This window comes from Halobacteriovoraceae bacterium, from assembly GCA_020635115.1.
Taxonomy (GTDB): domain Bacteria; phylum Bdellovibrionota; class Bacteriovoracia; order Bacteriovoracales; family Bacteriovoracaceae; genus JACKAK01.
The window spans coordinates 386,447-404,395 of the sequence record JACKAK010000003.1 but is presented as its reverse complement, the minus strand read 5'-3'; the positions used below and the strand labels follow the sequence as shown (position 1 = coordinate 404,395).

The following is a 17,949-nucleotide window of genomic DNA, read 5'->3' as shown; positions in this document are numbered from 1 at the left end:
TATCTGAAATTATTATACTTTTTATCTTACGATACCTAACTATTTTGATCAAAACTCTAAGTCATTTATAATGCTTTTAAGGGATTTATGGGTTTTAACCGATAGGGGTAAGTGATTAAAAATAAAGCTATTTTTAACATATTCACACTTGTCATACCTCTTGGAATGATTCTCCTTTCTAGTTGTATTGAAGGGGGGGGGAAGTCTGGAAAAAATAAATCTTCAAGCGATATTAAATCTGGAAGCAGTTTAGGAAATAACCAAAACTATTATGTCCCAGGTACACCTACAATAAATTCCTCATTAAATTATAGAGGAATTAAGTATCAAATCCACGAGTTAGTGAATTTTCAAGGATATGTTTCTGGTGCCGTTATTGATTTACCTCTCGTCGGAAGTTCTGGTAGTCATTGCTTGACATGGATTTTATCACAGTCCGATGAAATTTCATTAGTGAACTCAAGGCTGTCAGCACAAGTTGGAGGGAAAACAATTAGACTCGAAAATCACTGTCTCTATAAAGTGAACTTTAACAATGGAAACTACTGTGAGTATTTACCAACCAACAGTTTTTTAGTTGCTAATAAGGTTCCTGTATTGGAATGTCATGACTCATACGGAGATTTTGTAGTAGATCTTCAAGTCGAAGCAAATGAATATATATGGGATCATTTTTCAGGAAGTCCCTCAGAGTGGGTTTCTTCCTGTCATGAACCTTTAGTCGACTTTAGTTCATGTCCTCCTGATAGCGCTAACCGAAATGCTGTGAGATTCATTCTGGATAGTTTAAATGAATCCGTAGCAGAATATGAAGCTACTGAGGTGTACACTGAAAGTTCTTTATTTCTCTACGCCCTTAGAATCTATAATAATGAAGACAGTTATGGATATAAGGATTTTTATACAGAATTTTTTAATAATATTTCTGATGAAGTCAGAAATCTCTATAATATATACGCAGGTCAGTCTGTAGGAACTGTTGAGTTTGGATTAATACGAGATTTTTTTATCAATACTTTTCCTTCAAAAAATGAGCTCGTAAGTTATATTAAGCTTATCAAAGAAAATAGAAAAAATACCTGTGATCTTATTTCACCACAATTATGTAATGGGCCAACAGGAAGTGGTGCGATTGGGCTTCTTTCCCCAAATTGCAATGAAGCTGGAGAATTTACAGGCTTTGGAAATAACTGTGTACTCTCAGGTTGTTCAAAAGTTGGTTTTATTTTAAATGAAAATAATATATGCGTAAGTTCTCACGGATCGGGTAATTCAGTAAATACTCTTGAAGAATTTAATAATGCTGTTGAATCGTTTATCAACGAATGGACAATATCGTTTTCCAACAAAAACGCGATTGTTTCTCATTACGAAAAGGTCTTGTTAGTCAAAGGTTACACTGTAACTCTCTATCAGTTTAAAAATGATATGCTTCAAGAAATCGTGAGTGATGTGGCCAGTAATGATCCCATCAAAAATGTGACAATTACAAGTGGTGCAAGATCCTTTTTGCTCAGAGAATTTGCAAATGCTCATTCGTCAATTTTAGCGACTTATAACCCAATAGCGACACTTGATGATTTTGCTGCAATCAAAAGCCAACTCGAATCTCTTATCGTTGAAGGATATGCCCAATCAGTGATTTCAGAAAAAATTCGAACTGTCTATATACCTCCTGAATATGAAGAACCTATCGTCATTTTACCTCCAGAAGATCCCATCACTGCTTGTACTCCAGGTTCAAATGAAGTTCACGCCAGAGCTTGTACAACGCTTGAATATTCAGATCCTCATTATTTGGCCGGATCAGTCATTCAAGTTTGTTCAAGTGAAGGTGAATGGATAGATCCAACAGTTAAAGAATGTATGATATCTCGATGTAAAAGTGGTTGGATACCCAATGATTCGAGAACTGCTTGTATTGAATATGAAACTGATCCAGAAAATCCAGTATGTTATTTTGGAAATTTTGCAAGTGACCCTAAATATGCTGTCTATGAAGGGGATAATAAAAATTTAACAACTTCTAGTCCATGGAAACATAGTCTTGTGAATGATCCCAATGTTAAATGTGAATTTAGATGTTCTGCAAATTTTGGATGGGTTGAACAAGAAAGTAGTTGTACTCGTTGTGCTCATAGTAAGCACCAAGGTGATGATGTTTGTTTTTATAAAGATTTTGTTGGCAAAATTCCGGATAGTGAGTGGATTTCAGGGATTAATATTTCTCAAGAAGATATTAACAATCGATATATAGAATTTGGTAAGCCTAATGATGCTCCCCAAATCAAGGTTGAAACTTTGGAAACAGATGGAGAAAGTGGATTTGGATTTGAAGGACAAGATACTCCAAATACATTTCAACAAGCTAAGCAAAATTCAATAACGGCATTTAATTTAGGAAATGAAGAAAAAAATATTACAATTGCTGGATCTACCGGATTTAATAATGATCATAATGATTATTTTAAAATTAATATTTCAGAACCAGGTACGTTTTCAGTCAGTATTACAGGAAATCTAATGGATGTCGACCTAAGAATTTATAATGAGAATGGAGAGCAATTACAAGGTTCATTTAATTGGTGGTCTGAATCTGAAGCTATAGAGCTGACCATTCGAAATGAACAAAATATCTACGTAAGAATTGATCCATTTGAATATGCTACTCAGGCAACAGAATATAAATTAAACATTCACTATATTCCAGGAGTGAGCGAAGAAGAAAGAACCGATAAAATTAATGGTGTGGCCGTAACAGGAAATGATATGCCAAATGATATGTCGGATACAAAGTTTAATCTTGCAACTAAAATTTCTTCAGGCAGTGCTGCTATCACAGGTTCAGTGGGACATAGAGAAGATGGATTTGATTATTATAGGTTTGTTGTTGTGGAACCAGGAGCTACCATCTCTGTTTCAATGACTCCAGTTGATGCGAATTTGGATATCGGTATCTATGATGCCTCGGAAGGAATGAATAAAGATATTATCACCTCAGAAAATACTGGTCTTGCAACGGAATCGATTTCAGGAGAGTTTCTTAATGCAGGAACTTATTTTTTAAAAGTATTTCCTGCAGATGAGCAATTTTCAATCTATAGTATGGAGTTCCGTTTAAGTACAGAAGATCAAACGTCTGATAATGATACGGCCGCTATTGCAACATGTAGTCATGGAGAATTAGGTGGAGGAAATCCTGATACAATATTGAATATTGTCAAAAATGACGTGGGAGACACTTTCTCAAATGCTTGTTCAATTAATAATATTGAAAATGATATTACTTTTTCTGGTGGTGTTGGATTTGGATCATCAGACCCTGCTGATTATTATCGATTTTCGACAAATAAGAATGGAGACTTAAAATTTACGATGGATTATTCTGATGTATCAGGCGCAACCCCAATATTTGAAGTCCTAAATTCGAATGGAACAGTTATTAATACTGTTGATGGAAATAGATATAACACTGGGACTAATAATCAAATTTATGGAACATATAAAATATATGATAATACAAATTTAATTTTACATATTATTCCAGGTGGTAATCAAACTAATCCAGATGATGCAAATTATACAATTAGAACTGAGTTTACAGCTTCATTAATTCAAGAAGGGCAAAATCCCTATCCGAGTACTTGTTCTTTAACTTATTCACATCAAGATTATGGTGGAGCTGATTTCAAAGATATGGTTTTAGATATGAGCACTGGTGGTTATGTTTCATTTAAGTTTCGAAGCGAAATAACTGGTGATGACAGTATGAGATTTAAAGCAATGTGCCGATCAACAACAAGTGAAATTGATGCTTATTTATCACAGTGTAAATTTGGTTTTGGATGGGCCGATAGAACAGATCCTACAAATACAACTGAACATGCTTCTCCTTCTACCTATCAGTTTGAAGTCCCTTTTTCTCAAAATGGCAGTTTTGAAACCATTGATATGCCTAGAAATGGAGTTAATGGCGATGACTCATTTTATTATCGAATACGTTGTCCCAATGGAAGTGATTCTAGACTTAATACTTATATGAAAAATGATTGTCAATTTTGTATGGGATTTTCCTATGATGGAGAAGTCTATCCAAATAATCCATCTTGTAAGTATATTCAAAATAATGATGATGAGAGCTGGGGAAGAATTATGACTACTCAAAGAATAGTAAATGGAAATGATAGGTTATATATTGGTTTTTTCTGTGGAGAACCCCAAGATGAGTCTAATGTTAAACAGGATTTTTCGGGAGATTTCTAAATCTTCACTACTTTTCGTACGGACGGTCTACTTAATATAAATACAAGTACACTTATTCCAATTAAAGCGACAACTATTTTTATATAAAGATTCACTTGTACAAAAATTAAAGTATAGCTAAAAAGAACAATGATCATAATAGAGGCCAGTATTTTTGATTTTTTACTTATCACACCATATTGCTCCCAGTCATTGATAATCATTCCTATTTTTGGCAATGTTAGAAGCCAGTTATGCAGACGTTTTTGGCCCTTGGAAAAGAAATAAGCACTAAGAATGATAAATGGGGTTGTGGGAAGTAAGGGGAGAAATATTCCAATTACTCCAAGGGATAAAAAAATAAATCCCAAAACAACATATATTGCATTTAAGGATTTTTTGACCACTTAATTTCTCTCTTTCTTTTTTGCTTTCAAACAAAATCTTAAAGGGGCAGGGTAACCTTCGATAGTTTTTGTTTTATCAGAATTAAGAAAGTTTGCTAAGGAGACATCTCCTGACCACTCAGTTTTTCTTTGTTCTTTAATACTTTCATATTCAGTAGAAATAATTTCAATATCGGTAAATTTTGTTCTTTCTAACCAGTTGATAAGGGTGGGGAGTGTTGGGAGAAACCAGACGTTTTTCATCTTGGCATAACGATCTTGTGGAAAGAGACAGCTGTGATCATCCCCAGGTATTCCAATCGTTTCAAGTATAAGTTCTCCTCCAGGACTTAGGATATTTCTCAACTGAATTAGTTGCCCTATTGGATTGCGATGGTGATAAATTATACCCATTGAGAAAACTGTATCAAAACACTCCCCGAAGTATTGAAGGTCATCTACTCCCAAGAGCTCAAAAAAAAGATTTTTTTGATCAGCATATTTATTTAAAGCGCTAAATTGCGCCCAACAAGGTAGAACTGGATCAATCCCCAGGACAAATTCAGGCCTTTGTTCAAGCATCCGAAACATGAAATAACCATTGTTACAACCGATATCGAGTACTTTTTTTTCCTCTAAAGATGAAATTGAATTTTTCAGTCTCTTCCATTTGAAATCTGAGCGCCATTCAGCATCGATGAGATTTTCTCCAATTTGAAATGGACCTTTTTTCCATGGCCCTAGTTCTTTTAAACAATGGTGCAGTAATTTTTTGTCGTAAGAATTTTTTGTGTCTAGCTTTATAGTATCAGTGCTGAAGTCCTTTATCTCCATATTAATTTGAGGGAGAGAATTTAGTGTTTCAGAAAAATGGATATGTGCAGGATTGTTTTTAAGTTTATCCATTTGATTAATGATGTCGTTAATCTTTTCGATTTGAATTTTATCTTTAAGAAGTTCCTTCCAATTCATTACTTAATCCCTATGAAACTTGCAAAATTATACCATTTAAAAAGCATTTCCACATTTTTTAGTCCAGCTTCTTTAAGTAAGTTAATTTGTTTTTCAGGCGTATAGGGGATAAGTACATTTTCTAGGGCCTCACGCTTTTGTGATATCTCTAATTCACTATAGCCATTTCGGCGTTTGAAATCGTAATAAAGTTCAGTTTGCAATTGATGAATTTTTTGATTTGATGAATTTACTTTTTCTGACAAAATAAAGACCCCTCCCTTTTCTAAGGAGGCATATATTTTTTGTAGAAGATTCTTTCTTTTCTGTGGTGAAATAAATTGTAAAGTATAGTTCATGATTATGATTTGCGATTTTTCAAATTCGTGCTCTTCAATATCTCCACAAATAAGTTTGTAATCACTGACACCATTTTTTTTGAGTTTATGATCACATTTCTCAATCATCGGAAGAGAGTTATCTATGCCTATAAACTTGGGATGATGGCCTATTTTGCGGGCGAAGTGATCAATAAGGGAAATGGTCGTTCCCGTTGAGCAACCTAAATCATAGATAATAAGATCATCGCCAATGTATTTTGTTCTCACAATATCTAAAATCATATGATGGATTTCATTATAAAATGGGATAGATCGGTTAAGCATATCGTCAAAGACGTTTGCAACCTGGGAATTAAACTTGAATGCTTCAATTTTCTCTTTGCGTGATTTAAATACAGTATCTTTTGTCATAAGAATGAAATCTAACTGAGTTTACGCAATTGGCAAAGTTGTTTTTCTAAAAAAGATGAGTAAATTAAATATATTTTATAAGAAACAGATCAACTATTCAAAACGATCATCATCAGCAGAAGGTACTACTCCGGAAGAAGCTGCCTGTTTAAAATTTTGAGCAATTGCGCTTATATCTAAAGTATCATCTTTTCTTTTTTGATTTCGAGATGATTCAAATTTAAGCACTTGACCATGATTTGAAGGATGAGAATTATGATTACTGCTGTCACCTGTAAAACTCTTGGCCTTTTCTGTTTCATCGATGAGAGATTGTAGATCCATGATTGTCTGTGAAAGATCATCGATTTCTTTTTTCACAAGATTTGAAAGTCCAGAGGTGTCATTAGTAATTTTTAAATTATCTTGAGTTGCTCTCGAAATATCACTCATGGCCTCAGTTGTTTGGTCAACCCCTTTAGTTTGTTCATTACAAGCTATAGAAATAGAGTTTACAACATTTGTGAGGCCTGAACTGAGTTCATTGATCTTTCCAAAAACATTAACACATTCTGAACTTCTTTCCTGTCCTGTATGTACTCTGGTTTGAATTTTGCCAACGATTTCATCAACTTTCTTTGAAGACTCATCTAGAAGTGCTTCAATTTCCTTAGCTGATTCACCACTTAATCTTGCTAGATTACCAACTTCTTCAGCAACAACGGCAAAACCTTTTCCGTACTCAGCAGCTCGAGCTGCTTCAATCGAAGCGTTAAAAGAGAGGAGTTCTGTTTTAACAACGATCGAGTTAATAACGTTTGTTTTAGCAGAGATTTCATCAATGAGATTCACAATTGTTTTAAGCTCTGAGTTTGATTTATTAATTTCATTCATGGCCATATCAAGTGAACCAACAACTCTTTGCCCCTCATGTACTTTATCCTGACATTCTTTTGCAACTTCAAGTGAATAATTTCCATTTTCACTGGTTTGCTTGACCATGGACGCAATTTCTTCCATCGCCGCCACGGCCTCTTCCGTAGCTGATGCCTGTTTAGTTGAGCTCATTGAAAGATTACTAGAAGAATCATCCAGATCACTTACCGTTTCTTGTAGCTTGCTGTAGTTAGTTCCAAGTCTCGAAACAATATTTGTAAGTCTTTTTTCTAGGTTTTCTTTTTCTTCATTCAACTCTCTGGCCTGATTGGCGAGAACTGATCTAACAGAATTTAAAAGGAATTTGATCATTATGACTGCTGAAATCACACAAAAAATCATAACAAACATTGCAATTTTCCAAGCTTTTTCTGCTTCATGAATACCCATTAAAGTAGCATTTTTGACAAAGGCACTGACTGTTTCAGTACTTTTTTCAATATGCTCTTCCATTTGTTGAGAAAGTTTTTTAAATTCATTACCCTTTGTTGCACCTGTCTCTTTATCTTCACTGATATAAGCAAAGGCCATCTCTTCCCCAGTTTTATTTAAACTTTCATAAATTGTAGAGATTTCTAAAACTTCAGATTGTTTATCAGGTGAAGTAACTTCAAGCAATTTATCTTTTTGAGTCGTAAAGAGAGTTTTTGTTTGTTTAATTTTTTCTAGAAGCTCAATTCCATTTTTACCTTCACCAGCAAGAAGCTGAGCGTATATTGAAACTGTTTTTGCCGCTGTTGATTTTACGTTTCCGAACGCGATCAATTTTTCGGAAAGTTTGCCATTCTCATGACCCATATCTATTTTGGTTTTTGCGGTATACATTAAGAAACCTGTTACCATCAATAGAACAGTTGCCATTGTTGTCATGACCTTTATAATTTGGCTTTCAATGACTGACTTTTTCATAACTCCATCTTCTCTTGTTAGGGTTTTATAACAATTTGTTCGATTGACTTATCGGCCAATGATTTTTAATATTTAATTTTTTTCAGCTTGTGTTATTCTTAATATTATCAAAAGGTTAACTCTTTGCTTTTTTTGAATATAAAAATTTGCGTTCGCCACTTTTTCTAGCATAAAATGTAGATGGAAGTATTTAAAGGATGAAAATATGGCCTGGTTATTGGGTTTGTCTGTTGTAATAAATATTGTGTTGATAATTTTATTTTTAAGGAAAATTAATAATTCGGAGCTTTCTAGTCAGGAAGTAAGTAAATTTGAAAAAAGAAATTTCGATGAAAAACTTGCTGATCTAGGACAAGTTTCAACTTTAATGGTTCACGATATGGCTGGTCCTGTACATGTTCTTAAATTTATTTCAGAGGAGTTAGAAGACATACTTAAGGGCACTGAAGACATGGAATATATTGAAAGAATGAAGACTTCTATCCAAAAAATGGAACAAGTCATAATCGACACCAGAAACTATATTCGACCTTCTGATGATCATCATGAAAGACATAATTTTAGAACTGTTCATGATAAGGTCATCTCTGTTATACATGTCGATCACTGGGAAGGTTTTAAGCATATCCGATTTGAAATCGATGAAGATCTAAACACACTAGTCCTCGACCTACCAATGCACAAGCTCTTAGTAGTCCTCTATGGTTTATATAGTCCTCAACTGACAGAATTTGTTAAAGGACACTTAGGCCAGACAAAAATGACTGTTAAGAGACAGGAAAATAGTGTAGCAATCTGTTTTGATTCAGATGAAAATTTGAGTGACCATTGTATAATGAATCAAGATATTCAAAATGCTTTAGAGGTTGCGAAAATAGCACTTAAACAAAATGGATTAGAACTTAACGCAAATGACTGGCCTAAGAAAATTCTTATAAAATAACGTTTAACTATCTAATTTTTAAAAGGACCTAAGGTTCATAAGTCTAAATCATGTAGTAAAAGTATGAATTTTTACCTATAATGAAAGACTAAAACAATTTATGACTGGAGATCTGAATGGATCGCAAATTAGCTAACCATCAAAATGTATGGATCCTTGAGGATGAAGACGAATGTCGATTTGTATACGAAAAGATACTGTCTATTCGCTATGAGATTACATTTTTTGACACAGTAGAAGAATTTTCCAGTCAAATCTCAAAAGTTGAAAATGATGAAATTAAGCCCCCTGAACTTGTCATTGCCGATTTACTATTGAAAGATGGAAATTTTATAAACTATTTAACAGAGGCCAAATCAGAGGCCATCCTTGGTATACCTTTTATAATTGTTTCATCTATTGACGATATCGATGCTTTGAGATTTTGTTTCACAGAAGGAGCACTAGATTACCTCACCAAACCCTTCAAAAAAAATGAGATATTGGTAAAAATTGAAAATATCCTAAGTGGAAAAAATAGACCAATCATAGATGCTGGCCCCCGAACACTTACTCTTGATGGGCAAAAAATAGAAAACCTCACGTCTAAACAAATCCAAATGCTCTCTTTATTTCTTTCTGCTCCGGCCAGAATGATCAATAGGAGCGATATACTCACAAAAGTTTGGGGTGACACAACTGTTCATCCTAAGACAGTTGATGTACATTTATATAATTTAAGGCGTAAACTTCATCCATATGGTTACCTCATTCGCTCAGAGGGCGGAGGGAAATGGAGCCTACTTTCTGACAGAGTTCATTATTAATTTTATTGGTATCTTTCTCTCTAGTTTGCAAGTAGTCTAGTAACTTCACAAATCTTAAAGTATAATGCCTCATTCAAAATTTATTCAGAACAATGAGGTGAGAAATGGCCGACGTAAAAAGAACATTAACTGTTAACGGTAAAGATTATCAGTACTATGACCTTAAAGAGGCACAAAAGGCCGGTGCAAGTGACCTTGATAAACTACCAAAAAGTTTAAAGGTATTGGCCGAAAACTTACTGAGAAAAGAAAATGGAACGAGCGTGACTTGGGACGACGTTCTGGCCATTAACGAATGGGCCAAGACAAAAAAGTCTGATCACGAAATTTCATATTATCCGGCCAGAGTATTAATGCAGGACTTCACAGGGGTTCCGGCCGTAGTTGATCTTGCTGCCATGAGAGAGGCGATTGTTAAAATAGGGGGCGAGGCCAAGAAGATTAATCCACAGACTCCAGTTGATTTAGTTATCGACCATTCTGTTCAAGTTGAACACTTCGGAACAAAAGATGCATTTGAGAAAAACGTCGCAATAGAATACCAAAGAAATGAAGAGAGATATAATTTTCTAAAGTGGGGGCAACAAGCTTTCAAAAACTTTAGAGTTGTTCCTCCTGGTACGGGAATTATTCACCAAGTCAATTTAGAATACCTCGCAAACGTAGTTTGGACAAGTGAAGTTGATGGAAAAACTATGGCCTATCCAGATACCCTTGTTGGAACTGATAGTCATACAACCATGATCAATGGTTTATCAGTCCTTGGATGGGGAGTTGGCGGTATTGAAGCTGAGGCCGCAATGCTAGGGCAATCTGTAACAATGCTCATACCTGAAGTTGTTGGTTTTAAACTCAATGGCCGACTCAAAGAAGGAATGACTGCAACTGATCTAGTTCTCAATGTTGTCCAAAAGTTAAGAGAACATGGAGTGGTTGGAAAATTTGTCGAATTTTATGGGCCAGGTATGCGAGATTTATCTCTGGCCGACAGAGCAACTCTGGCCAATATGGCCCCTGAATATGGTGCAACCTGTGGGTTCTTTCCAATTGATGAGAAAACTATTGATTATCTAAAATTCTCTGGCCGTGATGACCAAACAGTTGCACTGGTTGAAGCCTATGCTAAAAAACAAGGTCTATGGGCCTATGAAAATGATCCAGACCCTGTTTTTTCAAGCATTGTTGAGTTAGATCTGTCTACAATCAATCCTTGTATTTCCGGGCCAAAACGTCCGCAAGATAAAATAGAACTAACAGATTCTGTAAGTGCTTTTAAACAGACGATGGATAGTGTTTTTAAAGTTAATGGAAATGATCTTACAAAAGAATATGATGTTGAGGGAGAAAATTACAAGATTTCACATGGTGATGTTGTCGTGGCCGCAATAACTTCTTGTACAAACACTTCTAATCCAAGCGTACTTATTGCAGCTGGTCTTGTCGCTAAAAAGGCCGTCGAGAAAGGTCTTACATCAAAACCTTGGGTTAAAACGTCTCTAGCTCCCGGCTCGCAAGTTGTAACTGATTATCTCGTAGAATCTGGTCTACAAGAATATTTAGACAAAATTGGATTTAACTTGGTTGGTTATGGGTGCACTACTTGCATCGGTAACACTGGCCCACTACCAACTCCAATTTCAAAAAGTATAAATGGAAATAACCTGGTGGCGACTGCAGTTCTTTCTGGAAACAGAAACTTTGAAGGAAGAATTTCGCCAGATGTAAAAGCAAATTACCTGGCCTCTCCTCCACTTGTTGTCACTTATGCTCTTGCAGGTAGCATGCTGGTTGATCTCAACAAACAGGCCCTTGGAAAGGATAAAAACGGAAATGATGTTTTTATGAAAGATATTTGGCCATCAAATGCTGAAATAGAAGAAGTCATTCACAAACATCTTAATTCAGAAATGTATAAAAAACGTTACTCAAACGTTTTTGATGGGGACAAATTGTGGAAAGAGATTGCAGCTCCTACAGGTGACAGCTACAAATGGGATGAAAAATCGACTTACATCCAAAACCCGACATTTTTTGATGATATCACAGAAGGTGCAAGATCCAGTTTTGAAGTTAAAGATGCACGCATTTTGGCCCTCTTAGGTGACTCTGTTACAACTGATCACATTTCACCAGCTGGTTCGATTGCCAAAAATGGCCCTGCTGGAAAGTATCTTACAGAGAGAAATGTGACTCCTGAAGATTTTAACTCTTATGGCTCTCGTCGAGGTAATCACGAAGTTATGATGAGAGGAACATTTGCAAATATTCGTATTAAAAATGAAATGGTTCCTGGTGTTGAAGGGGGATATACCAAGTACATCCCAAATGGAGAGACATTGTCTATTTATGACGCTGCGATGAAATATATTGCAGATGGTACTCCTCTTATTGTGATTGCGGGTAAAGAATACGGAACAGGATCTTCAAGAGATTGGGCCGCCAAAGGGACTCGCTTGCAAGGGGTAAAAGCAGTTATCTGTGAGTCTTTTGAAAGAATTCACCGCTCAAATCTTATTGGAATGGGTATATTACCACTTCAATTTCCTAATGGAGTGGATAGAAAAACTTTAGCTTTAAAAGGTGAAGAGATACTCTCTCTAAAGCAAGTTGGAGAGTTGGCCCCAAAAATGAAATTTGAACTCACAATTAAAAACAGCAACGGACAAACTCAATCTGTAGAACTGTTGTCTAGATTAGATACGGAAGATGAGCTGAATTATTTCAAAAATGGAGGAATTCTTCATTACGTTCTGAGAAATTTAAAATAGCATTAATATAAGATACCGGTTTTTGCCGGTATCTTATTTCTCTTTACCTTAAAACTATAAAAACATAAAATCAAACATGGCCAATATTTTAATTGTTGATGACACTATTGATATACTTGAACTCGTGAAAGAGGCTTTAGAAGAAGGCGGGCATAGAGCACTTCTTGCAGATAGAGCAGATGATTGTATTGAACTTTTGAAACAAGAAAAGTTTGATGGAATATTTCTGGACATATTTTTAGAAGAAGGTCCCTCAACACCGATTTTGCAGTTTATTAAAAGTGATGAAAACCAACTTAATCCAAATTTACCCATCGTTTTAATTAGCGGAAAAGTAGATGAAAATTTTGTTGAGAGAAACAAAATTAAAGTTGCAGGTATTCTTACAAAACCTTTTAACATGGATGAATTATTATCTACAGCAAACAAAATTTTTTACATCTGAAGAAAACCAAAATTCATTAACAGAAGAAAATGATGACGATGATGATTTGGAAGCTCTTCTTGATGGATTTGAAGACGATCTCTAGCTCTCCTTTATTAAATAATATTTATCTTGATCAATGAGAATTTGACAATAAAAGTATAATATTGCAGTATGTCCAATCAATTTTAGGATACGAAATGATCTATTTAGACCATGCTGCTGCTACACCAATTTTGCCAGAGGCCCTTGAAATATATTGTAAGTCTCTTAATCTAGATTTTGCAAATCCGGCCGCCAAACATTGCCTTGGAAAAAATCTTCTAAAAAAATGTGACACAGTTAGAAATCAATTCAAAAAAACAATATCAGCAGGACAAGGTGAAATAATTTTCACTTCTTCTGCCACTGAATCTAATAACTTTATTTTTTCACAAAAACACCTCTCAAAAGCTTGCATTCTTAGAGGAGATCATCCAGGCACTCTCAAAGCTGCACGACATTGGTTTGATGAGCTTATTGAAATTGTTTCATGGTCAAACCATCAAGAAATCATAAATTCCGTTGTCGAAAAAGGGCCTGATATTTTTACGATTTGTCATGTTGATGGACAATCAGGTTATCTCTACAATATTGAGCAGATTTCTAAAGGTATTAAGGATAAGTTGCCACATTGCCATATTCACGTGGATGCAGTCCAATCATTTTGCAAATATGATATTAATCTAAGAAAAATGAATATAGATTCTCTATGCGTGAGTGGCCATAAAATAGGGGCCCCTAAAGGGATTTCATCTTTATGGTTAAAAAATCCTGATAAATTTCACCCCTTCATTTATGGAGGAGGGCAGGAAAATGGACTACGTTCTTCAACCATAAATGCTCCCCTTATTTTTTCTTTTTCTAAAACTTGTGACGTGGCCAAAAACTTGTATGCAAAACATTTTAACCGAATCACAGAGTTAAATTCTCTCATGAGAGAAAATATCCAGCAGGCCATCTTTCCCTATAAGCTAGAAGAGACTTCACCTTTTATATTGATGTTAATTTTACCAATGGTAAGCAGCGATTTACTTCTTCGTCACTTAGAGCAAAAGGAAATATTTGTCTCCTCTACTTCTGCCTGTTCTTCCAGAATAAAGGGTGATAATGAAATTTTTCATTTTTATAAGATTGAATCTAAGTTTCACAAAAATGTTTTAAGAGTTTCATTATCACATCAAACGACAACTCAGGAAGTTGAAACATTTATAAGTGAACTTAATCAAATATATTGTGAACTAAAAAATTTAGCACAAAAGAGAAATTAATGAAAAGCTGGTTAGTTGTTAATATTGACGAATTATGGTTAAAGGGAAGAAATAGGGGATTGTATTTTACAGCTCTTAGAAATCATTTGGCAAAAAAATGTAGAGGTCTTTTTGACGGTGAGACGATAGTAAAAAAACTAAACCAAAGATTCATTCTGTCAATTAATGCTCAGATTTCTCGCGAGGAAATAGAATGTATCACTCAGATACCTGGGATTTCAAGTGTACAACCGGCACTCAAAACCCCTCTGGATAAAGATGAAATTGTCCAGGCCGCGATTGAGCTCTTCAAAAGTGTCAAGACTCCAACAACATTTAAAGTTGAGACAAAACGTTCAAATAAAAATTTTGAAATGGATAGTATGGAATTATCTCGTTATGTTGGTCATCATCTCCTAAAAAGTGTTCCAGATACAAGTGTTGATGTCCATAAACCTGAAGTCAGAGTGAATATCTTTATATTAGATGAAGGGGCATTTATGACCTGTGAAAAGTATCAAGGAATTGGTGGATTGCCCGTAGGTACAAGTGGAAAAATTTTAACTTTAATTTCAGGAGGGCTTGATTCTCCAGTTGCGAGTGTCATGATGTCTAAAAGAGGCTGCGCTCAAGATTATATTTTTTTCTATGCTTACCCCTATGTCGGAGATGAGGTGAGAGAAAAAATTATTGATATTTGCTCTCAGATTGGAAAATATCAATCTTCAAGCAATTTATATATTATACCGTTTGGAGATATCCAAAAGAAGATTTCAGAAACGGCCAGAGCTTCTTATCGCACGATGCTTTTTCGAAAATTGATGGTGATAATCAGCAATAAGGTTGCCAAAATAAAGAGATGCCAGGCCCTACTTACAGGGGATAACTTAGGACAAGTTTCTAGCCAAACAATGGGAAATCTTACCTTAATGGATATGGCCAGTGACTTGCCGATTTTTAGGCCACTTATTGGATTAAATAAGTCTGAGATTATTAGTCTCTCTAGACGTTATGGAACACATAAAATTTCTCTGATTCCCCATGATGACGCATGTGCGTTGTTCGCCCCCAAAAACCCCATCATCTCTCCAGATCATAAATATTGGGAAGATTTTGCTGATGAATATGATTTTAGTGTTTTAGTTAAGGAGGCCATTGATGCGGCCGAAAAGATTTCTATCGATGTCGTAGGAAATATTTTAACGGACTAAATTAACTAGCTCGTCACGTTAAGTCTTTGCTCTTCGATGATAAACGTTTATAAATACTAGAGTCACGCTGGAGAGAGAATGAAATTCAAACATACCCTTATTAATGCTTTACTGGTTCCCCTTGTCGCCTTTGGTTTTGATCCTGCAGATAAACAGATCAATAGTATCATTGGTCAAGAGCTTAAATATAACCTTGAACAAAAGCATTTTAGATTAATGAAGGTAGATGATGATCTTTCAAAGAAGGCATTTAATCAATATATTGAAAAGCTTGATTACGGAAAACAGTTTCTAATTAAGAGTGATATTGAAAAGCTAAGACAATATGAGCTTGAAATGGATGATATGCTCAAAAGTGGAGATCTTAAGATCGTAAAAAAATCGATTGATATTCTTGCAAATAGAGTTGCTGAGGTTCGTAAATATGAAATCGAATTATTTAAAAATCAAAAGTTTGATTTTAAAAAAGATGAGACATTAGAGCATGATCCAGACAAACGAAAGTACTTTGACAATTCAAAAGAACTGAAAGAATACTGGAGAAAAGCATTAAAGCAAGCGACCTTAAACAGATACATAACACTTTTAGAAGATCAAAAAGAAGAAGTAGATCAGTCAAAAGAAAACAAAACGACTAAGAAAGATAAAAAAAATGAGACCTTAAAACAAAAGAATATTAGTGTTGATAAGGGCAAAGTGACCACGATTCCAAAACAAAAGGAAGAAGAAAAACCAGGCCCAGACTTAAAAAATAAAGAAAATGGTTCTCTGATTGGCCTAAGTGAAAATGATCTACTCACTAAGGCCCGCGAATCAGTGAGAAAGAAATACAAAAGATTTTTTGATAGGATGTTAAAAGATCGTTTCGAAGATCATGCAGAGAAGTTCTACAATGCAATCACTGAAATTTATGATCCTCACACAAACTATATGCCACCAAAAAAGAAAGAAGATTTTAATATTGAGATTACTGGTTCACTTGAGGGAATTGGAGCTGTTTTAAGCGAAGATGGATCTTATATTAAGGTTGTTCAAATTGTCCCAGGTGGAGCAGCTTGGAAGCAAAAAGAACTAGAGGTTGATGATATCATCCTAAGGGTGGGACAGGGAGAAAAAGGTGGCGAGGACGTTGATTTAGAGGATATGCGCGTTGATGATGCTGTTAGATATATTAGAGGAAAAAAAGGAACAATAGTTAGATTAACTGTTAAAAAAGCAGATGGTACCAGAAAAATTATTAGAATTCTAAGAGACCGAGTTCAAATTGGTGAGTCTTTTGCAAAATCTTCAATTATTACTCATAGTAAAACAGGTGATAAAATAGGATATATTTATCTTCCAAAATTTTACCGAAATTTCCGAAATCCCTACGACCCTAATGCAACTGAGGATGTGAGAAAAGAGCTCAGAACTTTAAAAAGTAAAAAAGTAAAAGGGATTATTCTTGATTTAAGAAACAACGGAGGAGGTTCTCTTCCCGATGCTCAAATGATAACTGGACTTTTTATTAAAGAGGGACCTGTCGTTCAGGTAAAAAACTTTAATGGTTACATGCAAGTGTTGAAAGATTCAGATCCTGGAATTGAGTATGAAGGACCACTCGTAGTACTCGTAAATAGATTTTCAGCTTCGGCCTCTGAAATTTTGGCCGGCGCTTTACAAGATTATAAAAGGGCCATTATCGTTGGTGGAGAATTTACACATGGAAAAGGAACAGTTCAAGGAATTTATGAAGTAGGAACAAATCCTTTTATGAATATGTCTGTGGATAATTTAGGTTCATTGAAGATAACAGTTCAAAAATATTACAGGATAACTGGAGCTTCGACTCAGTTTAAAGGTGTTACTCCCGACGTTATTTTACCCGATTCCTATGGATATACAGAGAGTCGGGAACAGGATTTGGACAACGCTTTGCCATGGGATGAAGTTCCTGGACAGACTTTTGAAATCTGGAAGAACCAAAAATATAATATTGATGATTTGAGGAAAAAAAGTGAAGTAAGAACCAAAGATAACAAAAAGCTTCAAAAAATTGCTGAAAGTGTAACTTATCTCAAAAAGAAAAGAGATGAAACTGTTTCAACACTGAATATAGATAAATTAAAAAAAGAGATTGAAGAAAATAAGAAAATCAATGAAACCTTCAAAAAAACTGATCCGAGTGAAGATATAACAGTATCTGACTACGAAGATTCTCTTATGAGAAATAATCCGACTCCTAAAAAAGTTGATAAAAAAGCTTGGAAAGAAGAATTTGATCAGAGAAGAAAAGAGTGGGTTGAGGGTCTGCAAAAAGATGCCATCTTAGAAGAGGCCTTATTTATAATTCATGATATGCTTTCATAATTTG

12 protein-coding genes are annotated in these 17,949 nt (G+C 34.9%); 8 read left to right on the top strand and 4 right to left on the bottom strand.

Annotated elements, in window-relative coordinates; translation table 11 throughout:
- Window positions 1–111 precede the first annotated feature (111 nt).
- Window positions 112–4,263, top strand: coding sequence for a PPC domain-containing protein (locus H6622_06340; GenBank protein ID MCB9061121.1), 4,152 nt, complete (start codon window positions 112–114; stop codon window positions 4,261–4,263).
- On the opposite strand, the gene H6622_06335 is transcribed toward H6622_06340, so the two are convergent.
- From H6622_06335 to H6622_06320, 4 genes are all read right to left on the bottom strand, one after another.
- Complete coding sequence (locus H6622_06335; protein ID MCB9061120.1) at window positions 4,260–4,613, bottom strand: YbaN family protein; 354 nt, start codon at window positions 4,611–4,613, stop codon at window positions 4,260–4,262. The two genes, H6622_06340 and H6622_06335, sit on opposite strands and share 4 nt — an antisense overlap.
- 36 nt (window positions 4,614–4,649) lie before the next feature.
- Window positions 4,650–5,600: a tRNA 5-methoxyuridine(34)/uridine 5-oxyacetic acid(34) synthase CmoB gene (gene cmoB / locus H6622_06330; protein ID MCB9061119.1), complete on the bottom strand. Its 951-nt coding sequence runs from the start codon at window positions 5,598–5,600 to the stop codon at window positions 4,650–4,652.
- Window positions 5,600–6,331, bottom strand: coding sequence for a carboxy-S-adenosyl-L-methionine synthase CmoA (gene cmoA / locus H6622_06325; protein ID MCB9061118.1), 732 nt, complete (start codon window positions 6,329–6,331; stop codon window positions 5,600–5,602). The genes cmoB and cmoA overlap by 1 nt, the downstream gene beginning before the upstream one ends.
- 93 nt (window positions 6,332–6,424) lie before the next feature.
- The gene (locus tag H6622_06320; GenBank protein ID MCB9061117.1) at window positions 6,425–8,155 is read right to left on the bottom strand and encodes a hypothetical protein; all 1,731 of its coding nucleotides are present in this window, start codon (window positions 8,153–8,155) and stop codon (window positions 6,425–6,427) included.
- A gap of 205 nt (window positions 8,156–8,360) precedes the next feature.
- Between H6622_06320 and H6622_06315 the strand changes: the two genes are divergently transcribed.
- The 7 genes from H6622_06315 to H6622_06285 all read left to right on the top strand — a co-directional run bounded on the left by H6622_06315 (window position 8,361) and on the right by H6622_06285 (window position 17,945).
- A complete protein-coding gene (locus tag H6622_06315) occupies window positions 8,361–9,098 on the top strand; it encodes a hypothetical protein (GenBank protein ID MCB9061116.1) in 738 nt (245 codons plus the stop codon).
- Window positions 9,099–9,214: 116 nt separating this feature from the next.
- Window positions 9,215–9,904, top strand: a complete 690-nt coding sequence (locus H6622_06310) for a response regulator transcription factor (protein MCB9061115.1) — start codon at window positions 9,215–9,217, stop codon at window positions 9,902–9,904.
- Window positions 9,905–10,008: 104 nt separating this feature from the next.
- On the top strand, window positions 10,009–12,672 hold the full coding sequence (acnA, locus tag H6622_06305; GenBank protein ID MCB9061114.1) for an aconitate hydratase AcnA: 2,664 nt from the start codon (window positions 10,009–10,011) through the stop codon (window positions 12,670–12,672).
- A 76-nt stretch (window positions 12,673–12,748) separates the two neighbouring features.
- On the top strand, window positions 12,749–13,117 hold the full coding sequence (locus tag H6622_06300; GenBank protein ID MCB9061113.1) for a response regulator: 369 nt from the start codon (window positions 12,749–12,751) through the stop codon (window positions 13,115–13,117).
- A gap of 179 nt (window positions 13,118–13,296) precedes the next feature.
- Window positions 13,297–14,406, top strand: a complete 1,110-nt coding sequence (locus H6622_06295) for an aminotransferase class V-fold PLP-dependent enzyme (protein MCB9061112.1) — start codon at window positions 13,297–13,299, stop codon at window positions 14,404–14,406.
- On the top strand, window positions 14,406–15,596 hold the full coding sequence (thiI, locus tag H6622_06290) for a tRNA 4-thiouridine(8) synthase ThiI (GenBank protein MCB9061111.1): 1,191 nt from the start codon (window positions 14,406–14,408) through the stop codon (window positions 15,594–15,596). The genes H6622_06295 and thiI overlap by 1 nt, the downstream gene beginning before the upstream one ends.
- A 78-nt stretch (window positions 15,597–15,674) precedes the next feature.
- Window positions 15,675–17,945, top strand: coding sequence for a carboxy terminal-processing peptidase (locus tag H6622_06285; GenBank protein ID MCB9061110.1), 2,271 nt, complete (start codon window positions 15,675–15,677; stop codon window positions 17,943–17,945).
- Window positions 17,946–17,949: the final 4 nt, after the last annotated feature.